At 54.4% G+C, this 17,237-nt stretch carries 13 protein-coding genes; 9 read left to right on the top strand and 4 right to left on the bottom strand.

Annotated elements, in window-relative coordinates:
• The first annotated feature begins 23 nt into the window (after window positions 1-23).
• The 4 genes from VA597_RS02895 to rpoN all read left to right on the top strand — a co-directional run bounded on the left by VA597_RS02895 (window position 24) and on the right by rpoN (window position 4,744).
• The gene (locus VA597_RS02895) at window positions 24-1,589 is read left to right on the top strand and encodes a CoA-transferase (protein WP_128741569.1); all 1,566 of its coding nucleotides are present in this window, start codon (window positions 24-26) and stop codon (window positions 1,587-1,589) included.
• Between the two features lie 26 nt (window positions 1,590-1,615).
• Window positions 1,616-2,026, top strand: a complete 411-nt coding sequence (locus VA597_RS02900) for a MaoC family dehydratase (RefSeq protein ID WP_128741570.1) — start codon at window positions 1,616-1,618, stop codon at window positions 2,024-2,026.
• A gap of 93 nt (window positions 2,027-2,119) precedes the next feature.
• Complete coding sequence (locus VA597_RS02905) at window positions 2,120-2,911, top strand: SDR family NAD(P)-dependent oxidoreductase (RefSeq protein WP_326975096.1); 792 nt, start codon at window positions 2,120-2,122, stop codon at window positions 2,909-2,911.
• A gap of 366 nt (window positions 2,912-3,277) precedes the next feature.
• The gene (rpoN, locus tag VA597_RS02910) at window positions 3,278-4,744 is read left to right on the top strand and encodes an RNA polymerase factor sigma-54 (protein ID WP_128741572.1); all 1,467 of its coding nucleotides are present in this window, start codon (window positions 3,278-3,280) and stop codon (window positions 4,742-4,744) included.
• 155 nt (window positions 4,745-4,899) lie between these two features.
• Here rpoN and VA597_RS02915 read toward each other — a convergent pair whose 3' ends face one another.
• Window positions 4,900-6,615 (bottom strand): MFS transporter, encoded by a 1,716-nt coding sequence (locus VA597_RS02915; protein ID WP_128741573.1) that lies wholly within the window; start codon window positions 6,613-6,615, stop codon window positions 4,900-4,902.
• 172 nt (window positions 6,616-6,787) lie between these two features.
• Between VA597_RS02915 and VA597_RS02920 the strand changes: the two genes are divergently transcribed.
• The 5 genes from VA597_RS02920 (at window position 6,788) to VA597_RS02940 (ending at window position 12,521) form a co-directional block, all read left to right on the top strand.
• A complete protein-coding gene (locus tag VA597_RS02920; RefSeq protein ID WP_128741574.1) occupies window positions 6,788-7,264 on the top strand; it encodes a MarR family winged helix-turn-helix transcriptional regulator in 477 nt (158 codons plus the stop codon).
• 36 nt (window positions 7,265-7,300) lie between these two features.
• Complete coding sequence (locus VA597_RS02925; RefSeq protein WP_326975098.1) at window positions 7,301-9,049, top strand: ABC transporter ATP-binding protein; 1,749 nt, start codon at window positions 7,301-7,303, stop codon at window positions 9,047-9,049.
• Window positions 9,037-10,863, top strand: a complete 1,827-nt coding sequence (locus VA597_RS02930) for an ABC transporter ATP-binding protein (protein ID WP_326975099.1) — start codon at window positions 9,037-9,039, stop codon at window positions 10,861-10,863. Before VA597_RS02925 ends, VA597_RS02930 begins: the two co-directional genes overlap by 13 nt.
• Before the next feature lie 234 nt (window positions 10,864-11,097).
• The gene (locus VA597_RS02935; RefSeq protein ID WP_326975100.1) at window positions 11,098-12,120 is read left to right on the top strand and encodes an aldo/keto reductase; all 1,023 of its coding nucleotides are present in this window, start codon (window positions 11,098-11,100) and stop codon (window positions 12,118-12,120) included.
• Window positions 12,121-12,137: 17 nt separating this feature from the next.
• Window positions 12,138-12,521 carry an OsmC family protein gene (locus VA597_RS02940; protein ID WP_128741578.1) on the top strand — a complete coding sequence of 128 codons (384 nt, stop codon included), beginning with the start codon at window positions 12,138-12,140 and terminating at the stop codon, window positions 12,519-12,521.
• Window positions 12,522-12,596: 75 nt separating this feature from the next.
• Here the strand turns inward: VA597_RS02940 and VA597_RS02945 are convergent, their stop codons facing one another.
• The 3 genes from VA597_RS02945 to VA597_RS02955 form a co-directional block, all read right to left on the bottom strand.
• Window positions 12,597-13,514: a ketopantoate reductase family protein gene (locus VA597_RS02945; RefSeq protein WP_326975101.1), complete on the bottom strand. Its 918-nt coding sequence runs from the start codon at window positions 13,512-13,514 to the stop codon at window positions 12,597-12,599.
• Between the two features lie 173 nt (window positions 13,515-13,687).
• Window positions 13,688-15,688 carry a methyl-accepting chemotaxis protein gene (locus VA597_RS02950; protein WP_326975102.1) on the bottom strand — a complete coding sequence of 667 codons (2,001 nt, stop codon included), beginning with the start codon at window positions 15,686-15,688 and terminating at the stop codon, window positions 13,688-13,690.
• 287 nt (window positions 15,689-15,975) lie between these two features.
• The gene (locus VA597_RS02955) at window positions 15,976-17,232 is read right to left on the bottom strand and encodes a diaminopimelate decarboxylase (RefSeq protein WP_326975103.1); all 1,257 of its coding nucleotides are present in this window, start codon (window positions 17,230-17,232) and stop codon (window positions 15,976-15,978) included.
• Between the last annotated feature and the right edge of the window lie 5 nt (window positions 17,233-17,237).

Consider the following 17,237-nt stretch of genomic DNA (forward strand, 5'->3'; position numbering starts at 1 on the left):
AGACATTCAAAAAGGGTGATAAAATGGCGAAAATAGTATCGGTAGAAGAGGCGGTTTCCCATGTCAAGAGCGGGGACACTGTCGCCGTCAACGGGATGATGTGGGTCGGCGGCAGCAAAAAGTTTTACGAGGCACTGGAAAACCGTTTCCTTGAAACAAAAAGCCCGACGGACCTTACGCTTTTTTCTTCCTGCGGCATCGGACATACCATGGCATCGGGCACAACCCCAGAGCTTGCCAATCGTCTGGCTCATCCGGGGATGGTCAAAAGGATTGTTACCTCACATATCCAATCCTTTGTTGATTTTCTGCCGATGATCAGCAACAATCAGATCGAGGCATACATCATTCCTCAGGGGACCATCGCCGAAATGTTCCACAGCGCCGCCCGGCGGTCCGCCGGAACCTTCACAAAGATCGGCCTGAAGACTCATGCCGATCCCCGCTACCAGTGCGGAGCTTTGAATGAGATCTCGAAAGACAAGCTGTGTGAGCTTGTGACCTTTGACGGGGAGGAATATCTTTTTTACAGAAATATTTATCCCGACGTCTGCCTGATCCGCGGAACGACCGCCGATGCCAATGGGAACATTACCTTTGAGCATGAGGCGGCGATTTACGATCCCTTTGCCACAGTTCAGGCCGTGAAAAATAACGGCGGCATTGTCATCGTGCAGGTCGAGCGCATCAACGGAGGCTTTGCCAGTCCGCAGCTTGTCAAAATTCCCGGCCGGCTGGTCGATTACGTCTATGTTGATCCGGACCAGATGCAGACGGCAAACGTGGTTTACAACGGGATTTACAGCGGTGAAATCCGCGCCCCGCTGAACGCGATTGATTCCTCTATCACCGAAGATACGAAGAGCGCTTCCGACCGTCCGCCGGCAGTCAGGGTCATCACCCGCCGCGCGGCGATGGAACTGAAAAAAGGAGATATTGTCAATTTGGGAATCGGCATGGCCTCTTCGATCGGCCTGGATGCCCAGGAGATGAATCTGATCGATTTGAACGATATCACCTTCACCATTGAGCTCGGGCTGTTCGGGGGTGTTCCGGCAGGCAGCGCTTCCTTTGGGGCGACTCTGAATCCGGACGCGATGTACGACCAGGCGTCCCAGTTCGAGTTTTATGAGGGAGGCGGCCTTGACATCGCGTTTGTGGGTGCGCTGGAAGTGGATCGGCACGGCAACGTGAACGTGATTCAGTCCGGGAAAAAAGCGATCGGCGTGGGCGGATTCAACTATGTCACCGCTACCCCGAAAACAGTTGTTTACTGTACGAAATTCATGAGCCGCTCCAATTACAGCAAAGGCGAGGATGGGCGGTTTGTCCCTGTCAACGGAGGCTTCAAGAAGATTGTCGGCGAAGTGGAATACATCAATTTTAACGGTGAAATCGCCACGAAAAATCACCAGAGAGCGCTCTATATCACCGAGCGGTGCGTTTTCGAGCTGCTGGACGGCGAACTGGTGCTGACGGAAATTTCCCCGTTCGTGGATCTGCAGAAAGACATTCTTGATTTGCTGCCGTTCCGGCCGAAGATCAGCGAACATCTGAAAAAAATGCCGAATCTTTGTTTCGAATTTTAAGGTTCGCAGGAAGTGCGGGGTGACTTATGACAATTGATGAGCTTAAAATCGGAGATTCCGCCAGCGTTAGCAAGACGGTCTCGGAGAGCGATGTGTATCTGTTCGCGGGCATCACCGGCGATTTCAATTCCGCCCACGTGAATGAGGAGGCTGCCAAAGAGGGCGTTTTTCACAGACGCGTCGCCCACGGGATGCTGACGGCCAGTTTTTTCTCCACGGTTCTCGGCACGAAACTTCCGGGACCGGGGAGCATTTACCTGGGGCAGGAGGTCCGATTCGTGAAACCCGTCTATCTGGGAGATACGATTACGGCCTCCGTGACCGTGTCCGAGATCAATCCCGAAAAGCGAATTGTAAAGCTGGATACCGTATGCAAGAATCAGGAGGACGTCGTCGTGGTCGAAGGCCGTGCCATTGTTCGCCCGCCGAAAAAATGAACGGCTGAACGTTCCTTGAATCCCCCTGACCGGGCGAGAATCGGTTGGTCTGACGTGCGGTCCGGGGGAAGATTTATAAAAAGGAGGAAAAACATGAGACTGAAAGACAGAGTCGCGGTCATTACCGGAGGCTCTAGAGGAATCGGTAAGGCGATTGCCAGGCGGTTTCTAGAGGAGGGCGCGGTCGTAATCATCACCTCCACCAACGAAGACACGCTCCGCAAAACGGCTGAAGAGCTGGGCAAACTGGGTAAGATCGAAGCCATCCGTATGGATGTTTCTCAGTTTGACGTTGTTCAGGAAACATTCAAAAAAATCATTGAAAAGTACGGACGGGTGGATATCCTTGTGAACAATGCGGGGATCCCCTCCGGACCGAGAGGCAGCGGCGCTTCTTTCCTGCAATATAACGTCACCTCGACCTCGGGCGCGCAGCTGATCGATATGCCGGAAGAGCGCTTTGATCAGGTGATCTCCGTGAACTTAAAAGGCGTGTTCGCATGCTCCAAAGCGGTGGTGGGGAGCATGATCGAGCGCGGATCAGGCCGGATCATCAACATGTCGTCGGTAACGGCGCATAACGGCAGTTTCGGACAGACCAACTACGCGGCGTCAAAGGCGGGAATCATCGCCATGACGCAGACGTGGGCAAAAGAGCTCGGCCGGTACAACATTACGGTAAATTCGGTCGCGCCCGGATATACGATGACGGAAATGATTCAGGCAACGCCTGAAAAAGTCCTCAATATCATCAAAGAAAAAACTCCGCTCAAGAGGCTGGGCAAACCGGAAGAGATCGCCGCCGCATGTGTCTATCTGGCCTCCGACGAGGCGGGGTTTGTCACAGGAACAGTGCTGAAGGTGGACGGCGGAATCGTGCTGTGATGCGCCGGCCGATTCGGTTTCTTTTAGTCGGATATGGCCATATAGAAATAAGCGGGAAGAATGGCCTTCGGATGAACTGATTTGACATTGAGACCGCGCCGGATTTTGCGTAAGCCCCCAGACTGATGGAAAAAGTATCAGTCTGGGGGCCTTTTATATCCGGTTCCCGCATCCGCTGGGAAAACCCAAAACGGCGATTTAATAAAAATCAGTTATAATCTGTGTAGTAGAACCATATTTTGGTTTAGAATGACAAGAACAATGTACAATATAAACAATAAAGTCAGAGCAAACGCAATTATTATGCCAATTTACGCGCACCGCATGAAGTGATATAATTATTTTGTACAGAGGAGGTGAGGGAATATGGAAATTATTCAGGACATTCATCTTGCGCAAAAGCAGGTTCTTGCGCCTGCGCTTCGGCAGTCGCTTGAAATTTTGGGGATGAACAATCAGCAGCTTGACGAATTCATCGAAAATCAGCAGCTTGAAAATCCGGTTCTCGACCGGGGGGAGTCTGCGGCGTTTTCAGAACAGTGGAACTCTTTTACGGCGCAGTGTCATGCCTCGGGGCGGAAAAAAAACACGAACTCATGCGAGGATATTCTTTACAGCGACATACCGGCGGAGCAGCCGGAAACCCTCGAAAAGTATCTGACCGAACAGCTTGTCGCCGGCAAGATGACCGACATGGAGTATCGCCTGGCAGTCTATATGATACGCGGGATCGATTCCAACGGGTATCTTGGGGCAACGCTCCAGGACATATGCAAGGCCACCGGTGCCGGGCTGCGGCAGGCCGAGAGGTGCCTTGCGATCATACAGGGGATGGAACCCGCCGGGGTCGGCGCCAGGAATCTGGAAGAATGCCTTCAGCTCCAGCTCAGGCGCTCCGGTCTGCTGGATCGTGATCTTGAGGAACTCATCGCACACCATCTCAGGGACGTGGCAAACTGTCATATCAATAAGATCACGCGCGAAATGCATCTTTCGCGGGCCAGGACCGAAAAGCTGATCGGGATTCTGAAAACGTTGAACCCACGGCCTGCAAGCTGCATCGAAGAGAGCGAGATCCAGTACATTATTCCGGATGTCATTGTGAAGAAGGAAGAGGACGGGCTGAAAATATCGTTGAATGACAGATGGATGCAGCCGCCGGCTCTGAACGGTTATTACTTATCCCTGGCCGCTTCCTGTGACGACCCCGAATTGAAGAGCTATTTAAATGAAAAGATTTTTCAGGCGAAATTTGTCCTGAGCAACATAGAGCGGCGCAGAAACACCGTTATTTCCGTCATGCGGATCATTCTGGAACAGCAGTATAACTTCTTCCGAAGCGGCGGAAGCCTTGCGCCTCTGAGCATGCAGTTTGCGGCGTCCGCGCTGGGAGTTCACGAATCCACGATCTGCAGGGCGGTGAAAGACAAATATGTCCAGTGCGGCAATGGCACTTTTCCCATGCGCGCCTTTTTTGTGCGGCGCGTTTGCAGAGAGAGCGGATCCGAGGGAAAAGAAGAGGTTTCGAACTCCGGCATTAAAGAGGTGATTGACGGAATCGTCCAAAAGGAAAACAAACAGTCTCCGCTGAGCGATGCGGACATATCCGAGCGCCTGAAAGATATGGGTATTTGCATATCGCGGCGCACGGTTGCAAAATATCGGGAGGAAATGGGGATCCCCAATGCCTTTGTCCGAAAGAGCCTTGGAAAAGACGGGCCTTCCCAGGAAGATCCGCTTTGCGAAGAAAGTTCCGTTTTGACGATCCTTCCCCGGATGTCCCAGAAAAACAGCGGAAAAGCCCAAAAAGCTGCGCAGTATGGCCGTACATAGCTTGCCGGGCCGATGGATCGACATAAAAGACCGTTTTGGAAAAACAAGGGCATCAGGCAATAGTCCTGATGCCCTGTCGCTATATGTAAAGGCCAAATTGAGCAGTCTGCGGACGGAGGGCTGTTCCCCGTCGCGGCCGACGATCGCCCGAAAGCTTATTCTTCTCCATAAACAAACCGTTTGCCGCGCAGGAACGACGCCACGGCGGCCACGGCGGAGAGCGCCGCGGAAATATAGAAAGCTAGCCGCAGGCTGGACATCACGGCGGGAGCAATGGCATTCGGGAAGAAATCGCTTCCCAGTATCAGGGTTTTGGTCGCATTCGGCAGGCTTGCCAGAGTCGCCGGGTCCACCAGGGAACCCATGGGATTGTAACCGAGAAAGGCGGCGAACAGGGCGGAAGTGGGCGGAAGGGAAGCGATCTGCCGCGCGATTGCCTGCGGAACCCCCGCGCCCACCAGGCCCTGATAGAGAATGGGAGGCAGGTTATGCGCCAGGCCGACAATGATAATCGCAAAGTACAGCGTCATGCTCAGGGCCATTCCGGTATTCTGAAAAGTGGCCCGCATTCCGGACGTTGCGCCGCGCTGAGCGGGGGGGACGGAGTTCATGATCGCAGTGGTGTTCGGCGCGGCGAACATGCCCATCCCACAGCCTAAAAGGACAAGGATCACGGCGAAGGAGGCATATCCGAAGTTCGCCGGAAGAAGGGTGAGAAGCAGAAAGCCCGCTACGGAAAGCAGCATTCCGCCGGTTGAGAACCATCTGGCGCCGTAGCGGTCGGAAAGCTTCCCGCTGAGCGGCCCCATCACAAAGAACCCCGCCATCATAGGAATCATGTAGATACCGGCCCAAAGAGGCGTTTCCTCAAAGCTGAAGCCGTGAAGAGGCAGCCAGATACCCTGGAGCCAGATGATCAGCATGAACTGCAGGCCGCCGCGGGCGACGGAGGAAAGGAACAGGCTGATATTGCCGAACGCAAAGGCCCGGATGCGGAACAGCTCCAGGTGAAGCATGGGCATCTTGACCCGAAGCTCAATAAAAACAAAGGCCACAAGCAGAAGTACGCCGAGAGCGAGGCCGAGGAGGACGAGAGGGTTGGCCCAGCCCATGTTGGAGCTGCCGTAGGGCATAATTCCGTAGGTCAACGCCAGAAGCAAAAGAGTCAGTCCCACGGCAAAGGTCCCGTTCCCCAGCCAGTCGATCTTCTGGGTCTTGTCCGGCATGGTCTGCTCTTTCAGCTTCACGTAGGCCCAGACGGTGCCAAACAGGCCGACGGGCACGCTGACCAAAAAGACCAGCCTCCAATTGATGTCCGCGAGCAGCCCGCCCAGGATCAGTCCCAGCAGAGAGCCGCCGATCCCGGCAATCTGATTGAGCCCCATGGCCGCGCCGCGCTCGTTGGCGGAAAAGGCATCCGTCAGGATGGCCGTGCTGTTGGAAAACAGGAATCCGGCGCCGACGCCCTGAAGCAGCCGGAAAATAATCATGATGAAGATGCCGGACGAACCGCTGCTGGGGGTGAAATAGAGCAGGATAGAGGCCCCGGTAAAGACGGCAAAGCCCAGGTTGTACAGGCGCACCCGCCCGAAAATATCGGAGATTCTTCCAAAAGAGACCAGCAGCGTGGCGGTCACCACGGTGTAGCCCATCAGCATCCAGAGCATGTAGGAGACCCCGCCCGGGGCCATGGGGTCCACGTTCATCCCGCGAAAGATGGCGGGGAGCGAAATCAGAATGATATTGCTGTTCAGAGCGGCCATCAGAACTCCCAGCGTCGTATTGGAGAGCGCGACCCACTTATAGGGGAAATTTTTCTTCCCTTTTCTTCCGGCTTCTTCGGCCGTCTGGTTTTCCGTTGCATCCGACATATTGAAACATCCTTTCACCTTATTGCTGAAGCGGGCTGATTCGCCCGGCCCGGCTCAGCCGACTTCCTATTGACAAAAAGCGCTGGAAAGCGCAAGATATATTATAAAATGAAATAGTTGAGTATTCAACTTATTTTTCGATTTTTTTCATCGGCGGAAAGGATAAGGAAGATTGCATAAGGGAGTCAGTTCAATTGGGAAATGGATCTCTGTTCTCTATCGCTGCAGAAAAAGCTTTGCCGGCAGAACGCTGGAACCCTGCGGGATCGCGGGATGCCAGTATCTCTTTTTGCTGACGCTGAACTGTGAGGACGGGGCAAGTCAGGAAAAAATCTCCGACGATTTGAAGATCGATAAGACCACGACGGCAAAATCCATCAAAGTACTGGAAAAGAACGGATTCGTCACGCGGGTGACCGACCCCGGGGACAGGCGGGCTTACCAGGTGTTTCTGACTCAAAAAGCAAAAGAGATTCTGCCGCGCATCCAGGAGGCCATGGCCCAGTGGGATGAGTTTATTCAGGCTGATCTGACGGAGGAAGAACGCCGCCTGTTGGAGGGTGTTCTGGCAAAAATGGCCGCAAAGGCATACCAGAGCGAGTATCACCGCAATTCCGCCGCGTCCCGTTGCCGGGGCAAGAGCAAGTAAAAACTGCGAAGAATCCGGAAAGCGGGAAAATTTGGAATGAGCATTTACGGCAAATACTTTCAGAAATATAAGCTTCTGTTTCTTACAGGTGTGAGCTGCGTCGTCATGGAGGCTTTTTGCGACTTGATGCAGCCTGCGATGATGGCCCGCATCATCGACGACGGAGTAAAGAACGGCAAATTTGACACCGTCGTGAGATTCGGGCTGCTGATGCTTTTGATCACGGCGTTCGGGGCGTGCTTTGCGACTGCGAGGAATGTTCTGGCGAGCCGCGTTTCCCAAAACATGGGCGCCGACCTCAGAAGCGATCTGTTCGGGAAGATCATGAGATTTTCCGAAACGAGCGCCGACAAGATCCAGAGCGGTTCGCTCATCACCAGAATGACCAACGACACTTCACAGGTGACGCAGTTTGTCAACGGGTTGATGAGGATCTATGTGAAAGCGCCGATTACCTGCGTCGGCAGCATTGTTCTTGCGGTCATGCTCAGCCCGAACCTCAGCGTGATTTTACTTTTTGTCGTTGCGATTGTCACCGCTCTGATTGTAATCAGCATGAAAATGAGCTATGCCCGCTTTGCCAAGGTGCAGTACGCGATCGATCAGGTCAATACCGTCGTTCAGGAGTACCTGATGGGAGTGCGGCTCGTAAAGGCCTTCGGGCGCTTTCGGAACGAAGAGGGCAAATTTGAGGCGGCAAACGACAATCTGGCGGGCAGAACGGTGTCGTCCCAGCTTGTCATCTCCTATTTTTCACCGCTGATGTCGCTCACCGTCAATATCGGGGTCACAGTGATTATTTACTTAGGCAGCGTGCTTTTCCAGCAGGGAAATGTCGAGGTCGGCAGGGTTTCCGCGTTTATCAACTATATGGCGCAGATTCTTTCCTCGCTGATCATGATCACGAATATATTCAATACGCTTGTCCGCACGAAGGCTTCCACCGAGCGGATCAGGGAGATCCTGGCGAGTGAAGAGGATTTAACGGCACAGGGGCTTTCCGACGGGAAAACGGAGCCGGCCGTCGGATTGAGATTCGAAAATGTGACTTTTGCCTATCCGAACGGGAGCGGGCTTCCCGCTTTGAAAAATATCTCTTTTCAGGTAAACGCAGGGGAGACGCTGGCGGTCATCGGCCCGACAGGCTCCGGAAAATCGACCCTTGCGTGGCTGTGCCTCAGGTTTTACGACCCGGATTCGGGCAGAATCTTCATAGACGGCCGCGACGTCAAAGCGCTCGACAGCGGTTCGCTCCGGCAAAAAATTGCCCTGGCTCCGCAGAAAAGCATGCTGTTCGGCGGAACGGTCATGGAGAATATCTCCTGGGGAAATCCCGGGGCTTCCCGGGAAGAAATAATCGCGGCGGCCCGGGCGGCCCAGGCGGACGGCTTTATCAGTGAAATGTCCCGGAGCTATGACAGCGTGCTCGACCAGGGCGCGATCAATCTTTCCGGCGGGCAGAAGCAGCGCATTTCCATCGCAAGGGCGCTGGTGAGCCATGCGCGGATCCTGATTCTTGACGATTGTACGAGCGCTCTGGACGCGGTCACGGAAGCGAAGGTCCGGCAGGCAATATCGGCCAAGGGGGGCGGAGAGGGCAGAACGGTTGTTCTCATCACGCAGAGGATCGGGACGGCAAGGGGCGCCGATCGGATTCTGGTGCTTCAAAACGGGGAGAAAGCCGGTTTCGGGACGCACGACGAATTGATGTCCTCCTGTGGAATTTATAAGGAGATATACGACTCGCAGATCGGCGGCGACGGGGAGCGGAAATGGCGGAAATAAAAAGCAGTTCGACCATGCCCACTCTGGGCCGCCGGCCCGGCGGCGGCGCGCGGCGCTTCGCCCCGAAGGAAAAAGCCAAGAACGCGAAGGGCGTGCTGAAAAGGCTGCTCAGGCTGATGCTGCGGTTTCGAAAATCGCTGGTTATCGCCATGTTGTTAACGATCGCCACCTCATCGATTGCCGTTGTGGGGCCGCTGCTGATCGGGAACGCGATCAACACGTTTGACACAAAAACCGCAAGTGTGAATTCGCGGCTTCTTTTTGTCATCCTCGTTTCACTCGTCTCGTGTTATCTGGTCGGCTGGGTCATCGATACGGTCAACGGCGTTTTAATGACGAGGCTGACGCAGAGATTCATTAAGGATCTCCGCCGTCAGTTTTTTGCGAAACTCCAGAAGCTGCCGCTCAATTTCTATGATACGCGCCCGCACGGCGACACCATGAGCCGGATTACGAACGACGTGGACAATGTCAGCAGCACCATATCCCAGGCGACTACTCAGCTGATCGCGAGCGTTTTCACGATCTGCGGGACGTTTGTGATGATGCTTGTCCTCAGTCCTTTGCTGACCGCCGTCGCGATGGTCGCGATCCCGCTTTTTACCCTGCTTTCCAAAACGATCGCCGGCAGAAGCAGGCGGTATTTTCTCGCGCAGCAGCGGGAGCTTGGAACGCTCAACGCGATGATCGAGGAGAGCGTCGTCGGGCTTAAAATGGTGAAGGCTTTCAACCGGCAGGAAACGGTGCTGTCCGAGTTCCAAACCGTCAACGGCAGGCTCCGCGACGATTCCGCCAAAGCGCAGACCTGGGCGGGCTTCATGATGCCGTTCATGAACGTGATCAACAATCTGAATTTCGCGCTGATTGCGGGCGTGGGCGGCGTTCTGACGATCAAAGGGATGGCGACGGTCGGCCTCGTCGTGAGCTTTCTCACGTATTCCAAACAGTTTGGAACCCCGCTGAACAATCTTGCGGGTATGTTCAACAACATTCAATCCGCCCTGGCAGGCGCGGAAAGGGTCTTTGAAATCATCGACGAGACCGAGGAGCCGCCTGACCAGGAAACGGCGAAAAATCTGGAAAACGTGCGCGGAGCGGTCGAGTTTCAGAATGTGTCGTTTTCCTATCTGCCCGGGAAGCCGGTTTTGAAAGACGTCAGCTTTTCCATACAGCCCGGCGAGGTGGTTGCGCTTGTGGGAGAGACCGGAGCAGGCAAGACGACGGTCGTCAACCTGCTGACCCGCTTTTACGAGCTTGACAGCGGAAGGATCCTGATCGACGGAAACGATATTGCCGGCGTCGCGCGGGGGTCGCTGCACGACTGCTTTTCCGTTGTCCTGCAGGATACCTGCCTGTTCACGGGAACAATTTTTGACAATATCAGGTACTCCAAGCCAGCGGCGGCGGATGAAGAAGTCGTCCGGGCCGCGAAGCTCGCCCACGCGGACGAGTTTATTACCCGGCTGCCGCAGGGATACCAAACGGCTGTGACCGGCAGCGCAGATAATCTCAGCCTCGGCCAGCGCCAGCTGATCGCGATCGCGCGGGCTGTTTTATGCGGCGCGCCGATTCTGATCCTGGACGAGGCCACAAGCAGCGTGGATACGAAAACGGAAAAAGAAATACAGAAAGCGCTGCTTACACTGATGAGGAACCGGACCAGCTTCCTGATCGCCCACCGGCTTTCGACCATACGCGACGCAGACCGGATCATGGTCATAGACCATGGCAAAATCCTGGAAATGGGCAACCACAGCGAGCTGATGAGAAGGAGAGGCTTATATTATGATATGGTGATAAGCCAGCTTGGGTAACATGGCCTGCGGATCGCTTTTAAAGCCGTCAGCGCCCGCTGTCCCCGAAGTCCTGACCAAACGGCAGTCTCTCTGAGGATACCGGCTTTATGGATGATCGAAAAGAAAATTCCGTATTTTCGCCATTGGGAACTTGACTTGCAGCCGGCTCATAGTATTATACTTTTTGGAGGGGAACAAGAAAGCCGCGTTCTTTTCAGAAACAAAAAAATCGTGGGGCAGGGAGAAAAATATATGAATACCGTAAAATTGGGAAAAACAAATCTTGTTGTCAATAAAAACGGATTCGGGGCGCTCCCCATCCAGCGGGTGGACAAAAAGAATGCCGTCCGTATCCTGCGGAAGGCATTCGACGGCGGCATCAACTATTACGACTCGGCGCGGGCGTATTCCGACAGCGAGGAAAAGCTCGGCGCCGCCTTTTCCTGGGTCAGGGACCAGATTGTCATCAGCACAAAAACGGCGGCTGGCAATGCGGAAGGGTTCTGGAAGGATCTGGAGCAGAGCCTTAGGGATCTTCGGACGGATTACATCGACATCTATCAGTTCCACAACCCGGATTTCTGTCCGAGGCCGGGCGATGAATCCGGTCTCTACGATGCCATGCTCAAAGCGCAGGCACAGGGAAAAATACGGTTTATCGGCATTACAAACCACAGGCTGTCGGTTGCGAAGGAGGCGGCGGACTCCGGCCTGTATGATACGATCCAGTTCCCTTTCAGCTATCTTTCCACCGGCGCGGACCTGAAAATCGTGGAAGCCTGCAGGGACAACGGGATCGGCTTTATTGCCATGAAAGCCCTGTCGGGCGGCCTGATCACGGATTCCGCAATGGCTTACGCCTATCTGGAGCAATTTGACAATGTCGAGCCGATCTGGGGGATCCAGCGCGGAAGCGAATTGGATGAATTCCTTTCCTATCAGGACCGTCCTCCGGCCCTGTCGGAGGAGATGAAGCGGCGGGTCGAGTCCGACAGAAAAGAGCTTGCCGGAGAGTTCTGCCGCGGATGCGGCTATTGCATGCCGTGCCCGGCGGAAATATCCATCAATACCTGCGCAAGGATGAGCCTTCTGCTTCGGCGCGCTCCGCAGGAATCGTATCTGTCGGAAAAATGGCAGAAGGAAATGAAAAAAATTGAAAACTGTCTCCACTGCAACCAATGCATGAGCAAGTGCCCTTACGGATTAAATACACCGGATCTGCTGAAAAAGAATTATGAGGATTATCAGACATTTTTAAAGCCTGTTTGTCAGTAGTAAAGGAGAAAGCGGATATGGTTATTTCCAAAAGCAGAAGCGAAAATTACTGTACAGAAATTTCGAATCAGACCGCGATAATCTTCTCGGATGTCAAAGAGGACAAGGGCGGAAGCGGGCGGTACTTCCGGCCGGATGAACTGCTGTGTTCGTCGCTGGCCTCCTGCCTCAATATGACGATCCGGATGGGGCTGGATCACCGGAAAATAGAATATGATCAGATCGTCGTCAAAGTCGATTTGGACCAAAGCGACGAAAATAAAACGAAATTTCTGATCGATGTGGATGTTACCGGCGGCATTTCGGAAGAGACAAGACAGCTTGTCAAAAGACTGGCCGGCGCATGCCCGATCAGAAAGGCCCTGTCAAAGCAGATCGAATTTGAAGCGATGCAAAAATAATACAAAAGACCTCCCGCCGCATTATGACTGTGGCGGGAGGTCTTCTCGTTCTGGAAATCCCGCTTTTCCGGGGGTTCAGCATCCGTACATTGCCTCAATGGAACGCAGAAGCAAAAGCAGCACATGGTTGACCGGGGTCGGGACGTTCAGCTTTTTCCCCAACTCTTCCACTGTCCCGGCGAAATAGTCAACCTCCGTGCGGCGTCCCGCTTCCACATCCTGCAGCATGGAGGTTTTTCCCTGCGGTGAAAAATTCCCCATTGCCCCCTCGAATTCCAGGACGTCCTTTTCATCCAGATGAATGCCGGAAGCCTTCGCCAGCGCGACGACTTCCATCATCGCTTCGCGGAACAAGGCCAGGGTGGAGGGGACCGTGGTGATCTTTCCATAGGGGGAACGGGTTGCCGCGGATACCTGGTTGACGCCGACGTTCAGCATCCACTTTTTCCAGACCGCGCGCACCATATCCTCGCAAACCTCCGCCTGAATCCCCGCGTTGACCAGATAGCCGCGCACGGCGGCAACCTCGGGCGAAAGCGCGGCGTTCGCGGCTTCCCCGAACTGAATGACGCCGTCTTTGGTATGTGCGACTCCGTCTTCCGTGCGAACGGCGTCGATATAAATGGCAAGCCCGTAAAAAACCCTGTTCTTCGGAAAAGCTTCCTTCAGACGCTCCCGCGCGGTCACGCCGTTCAGGAGCGGAAGCAGCACCGTCCCGGGGCCGACAAATCCGCGGATATCGCGGATTGCCTCGTCAAGCTGGTAGTTTTTGACACACACAAGAATCAAATCGGCTGCAAAGTCCATGCCGGGTTCTTTGACCTGCGGAAAAAAAGGAACGCCGTTGACCTTTACGCCGCTTTTTCTCAGGCGCTCCGCGCGCGCGCCGCCGGCGACGGCCGCGAAATTCCGGCCGTAAGCCCGGTGAAGCAGATTGCCATAGACCGACCCGATCGCTCCCAGGCCGATAATTGCGGCATTTTTGATTTCCATAGTAACCCTCCATAGCAGTACTTCGCCGGGCTGAAGGCAGGCCCGCCCGGATGCTTTTCAACGTGGCCGCCTGAAATTTTCACTGCATCCATTATATCCCGATTTTCGAAGCGATGCAATGCGAAAAGACCGGCCCGGACCGCATCGACTCATCTCATCCGCATCCAGCCGGATTAAGCGCCCTGGCCTTCGCCGCTTTGGATGTTCAGCTGGAATTTGCCGACCAGCGATTTCAGAACCTGAGCCTGCCCGGACAGTTCCTCGCTTGCGGCGGCGCTTTCCTCCGCCGTGGCGGAATTGGTCTGTACCACATCCGAAATCTGCGTGACGCCTGAGGATACCTGGCCGACCGCGTCGGACTGCTGCAGGGTAGCGCCGGAGATGCTGTCGACCCTCTCCGAAACAGTCTGGATGCTTTCGACAACGGCGGACAACGATTCCGCGGTCTGGTTCGCAATCTTTGAACCTTCTTCCACCAAATGCATGGTGTTCTCGATCAATACGGTTGTGTCTTTAGCCGCCTCCGAGCTTTTGCCGGCCAGATTTCTGACTTCATCCGCCACGACCGCAAACCCTTTGCCCGCATCGCCGGCCCTGGCGGCCTCGACCGCGGCATTCAGGGCCAGAATGTTGGTCTGGAAAGCGATATTCTGAATAGTTTTGATGATCTTTCCGATTTGATTGGAGGATTCGCTGATCCGGTCCATGGCGGAGACCATCTCCCCCATGTGCCCGTTGCTCGCTTCGATCTCAGACCTGACACGGCCCATATTGCCGCTTGCCTCCGCGGCGTCCCGCGCGTTTTGTTTCACATGGTTCGAGATTTCGGCAATCGTCTTTGACAGCTCCTCAATGGAACCCGCCTGTTCCGAGGAACCCTGAGCCAGCGCCTGCGCCCCGGCGGAAACCTGTTGGGAGCCGCTCGCAATCTGATCGGAGGAACCGTTGATCTCGGACAGGATGCCGTTCAGAGCTTCTATGATAAAGGCAAGGGATTTCTGGATGGGAATAAAATCCCCCTCAAAATTTTTTTGGGCCTGCACGCACATGTTCCCGTAAGCGACCTCGTGAAGCACGTGAGAGATTTCCTCAATGTAGCCGCGCAGCCCCAATACGGTTTTGTTCAGCGAAGAAGCCAGAACCGCCGTTTCATCCCTGGCTTTGACTTCGACGGTGTCAGTATGCAGATCTCCGGCCGACAAAAGCTTCAGCCTGTCGCATACGGTCAGAATCGGGTTGGCGATCGACCTTGAGAGCACAGTGGAGAGGACGATCCCAAGAACGATGCACAGCAGCGACGCCAAGCCGAGGCCGAAAACGGACAGCCAGATCGGCGAAGTCATTTCTACGATCGGCGCCACAACGCCGAAAGCCCAGCCGTCCGTATCCTTGATGGGGGCATAATAGCAGATCCGGTCTCCCGTCTCGTATGAATAGACTTCCACTCCGCTTTTGCCCTGAGCCATATGCTGGTAAACGACGGCGGCGGTGGCATACGTGGAGTCGGTCTTGGCCATTTGAATGAAGTTCGTCCGGCTTTCCACCAGCGCGGGCCGGATGTTTGCGATCAGGGTCCCTTCCTTGTCGGTGATAAAGACATTCCCGGTTGTTCCGATCACGATATTTTTGATAATGCTGCTGTAAACCTGCGGGTCGAGGGTGGCCATGACGATCCCCTGATAATCATTGTCGTTGGAAACCGGGGCGCAGGCGATTACGCAGAGTTTTTTGTTGATATCGTACGTGGTTCCGGAAAGATAGGTTTCCCCTGAGAGCGCCTTTTTGAAATATTCCTGATCGGCGATGTTTTTGCCGTTCAGCGAAGCGTCGTCGCTGAAAATTGTTCCGCTGCCGTTCACAAGGCTCAGTGTCTGGTAGCCCATCTGCTGTTTTTTGGTGTCGAGCATCTTCAGGAGATCGGACGGGGAGACACCCGATTTTCCGATTTCGCTGGATTCCGCGACGGACCGGATGTTGAGCTTCATATTGTTCAGAGAGGTATCGATTGCGATGTTTGCCGTCTGGCCGATGGATTTCAGGTCGCTCTCCACGTTTTTCGTGATGCCTTTGTAACTTGCGTAGATTCCGACGGCGAGATTCAGTACGGAAGTCACAAATATAATTCCAACAATGCATACAATCAGCTTTTTCTTCAGCGATTTAAACCTTTTCATACAGATACTTCCTTTGATTAGATTTTGCAGCGCTGCTCCTGCTTGGAATTTCATTGCTGAAAATAACCCTATATTTCCTATATCGTCAGAATTTTACAATAATTTAATATTTCTTCGACAAATACTACAATTAATTTTACGAATAAGTTTGATATTTATTTAAATTTTCCAGACGCCATCGGACATAATAAATACATATTTGCCTCCGGCGCGGCGGCAGACAAAAAGCCGCCCCGTCATGAATTCGTCATGGCGGAGCGGCCGAGCCGGATCGTACTATGGAAAAATTATTTTTTCGGCAGACCGGGGAAATCGAGCGTCGCGAAATAGTCGGCGGGGGTTTCGGCGCGGCGGATCAGGTCAAAGGAACCGTCTTCGTGAAGAAGAATCTCCGCGCTGCGGAGCTTTCCATTGTAGTTGTAGCCCATGGAATGCCCGTGCGCGCCCGCGTCGTGGATGACGAGCAGATCGCCCATGTCGATTTTCGGCAGCATCCGGTCTACGGCGAATTTATCGTTGTTTTCGCACAGGCCGCCCGTCACATCGTACTTGTGGTCGCAGGGCGCGTCCTCCTTGCCCATGACCGTGATGTGGTGGTAAGCCCCGTACATCGCGGGGCGCATCAGGTTGGCCGCGCAGGCGTCCAGCCCGATATATTCCTTGTAGATGTGCTTTTCCCGGATGGCTTTTGCGGCTAAAATACCGTAGGGGCCCAGCATGAAACGGCCCATTTCCGTGTAAATCGAGACGTCGCCCATGCCCGCGGGCACCAGGATCTGCTCGTAGACCTTTTTGACCTGGCGTCCGATTTTCAGAATGTCCGGAGGGGTCTGGTCCGGGCGGTAGGCAACGCCGACGCCGCCGGACAGATTGATGAAGGAAATATGAGCGCCGGTTTCCCGGTGCAGGTCGACCGCCAGCTGAAACAGGATCCCGGCGAGGGCGGGATAGTATTCGTCCCCGGTCGTGTTGCTGGCGAGGAATGCGTGGATACCGAAATGCTCTGCCCCCAGCCGCATCAGCTTTTTGAACCCTTCCGCCATTTGCTCGCGGGTGAAACCGTATTTCGCCTCGCCGGGGTTGTCCATGATCGCGTTGCTCGCCTTGAAGACCCCGCCGGGATTGTAGCGGCAGCTGATGGTTTCCGGGATGCCGGCGAGACGGTCCAGAATGTCGATGTGGGTGAAATCGTCCAGATTGATGGTCGCGCCCAGCTTCGCGGCGAGGAGAAAGTCCTCGTCCGGCGTGTCGTTGGAGGAAAACATGATTTCCCGCCCTTTCAGGCCGGCCGCGTCGGACAGCATCAATTCGGTCAGGGAGGAACAGTCCGCGCCGCAGCCCTCTTTTTTCAGCAGCCGGAGCAGATAGGGATTCGGGGTGGCCTTGACCGCGAAATATTCCCGGTAACCCGGATTCCAGGAAAACGCCTTCCTGATTTTTCTCGCGTTTTCCCGGATGCCCTTCTCATCGTACAGATAAAAAGGGGTTGGGAACTCCTTCTCGATTTCTTTCAGCTTTTCCAGTGTGACAAAAGGCTTTTTCATCCTGT

It is taken from the genome of Caproicibacter sp. BJN0012 (assembly GCF_035986805.1).
GTDB lineage: Bacteria > Bacillota > Clostridia > Oscillospirales > Acutalibacteraceae > Caproicibacter.

Coding starts and splice junctions, on each gene's coding strand:
- VA597_RS02895 (WP_128741569.1), top strand. CDS start 24: ATGGCGAAAATAGTATCGGTAGAAGAGGCGGTTTCCCATGTCAAGAGC.
- VA597_RS02900 (WP_128741570.1), top strand. CDS start 1,616: ATGACAATTGATGAGCTTAAAATCGGAGATTCCGCCAGCGTTAGCAAG.
- VA597_RS02905 (WP_326975096.1), top strand. CDS start 2,120: ATGAGACTGAAAGACAGAGTCGCGGTCATTACCGGAGGCTCTAGAGGA.
- rpoN (WP_128741572.1), top strand. CDS start 3,278: ATGGAAATTATTCAGGACATTCATCTTGCGCAAAAGCAGGTTCTTGCG.
- VA597_RS02915 (WP_128741573.1), bottom strand. CDS start 6,615: ATGTCGGATGCAACGGAAAACCAGACGGCCGAAGAAGCCGGAAGAAAA.
- VA597_RS02925 (WP_326975098.1), top strand. CDS start 7,301: ATGAGCATTTACGGCAAATACTTTCAGAAATATAAGCTTCTGTTTCTT.
- VA597_RS02930 (WP_326975099.1), top strand. CDS start 9,037: ATGGCGGAAATAAAAAGCAGTTCGACCATGCCCACTCTGGGCCGCCGG.
- VA597_RS02935 (WP_326975100.1), top strand. CDS start 11,098: ATGAATACCGTAAAATTGGGAAAAACAAATCTTGTTGTCAATAAAAAC.
- VA597_RS02940 (WP_128741578.1), top strand. CDS start 12,138: ATGGTTATTTCCAAAAGCAGAAGCGAAAATTACTGTACAGAAATTTCG.
- VA597_RS02945 (WP_326975101.1), bottom strand. CDS start 13,514: ATGGAAATCAAAAATGCCGCAATTATCGGCCTGGGAGCGATCGGGTCG.
- VA597_RS02950 (WP_326975102.1), bottom strand. CDS start 15,688: ATGAAAAGGTTTAAATCGCTGAAGAAAAAGCTGATTGTATGCATTGTT.
- VA597_RS02955 (WP_326975103.1), bottom strand. CDS start 17,232: ATGAAAAAGCCTTTTGTCACACTGGAAAAGCTGAAAGAAATCGAGAAG.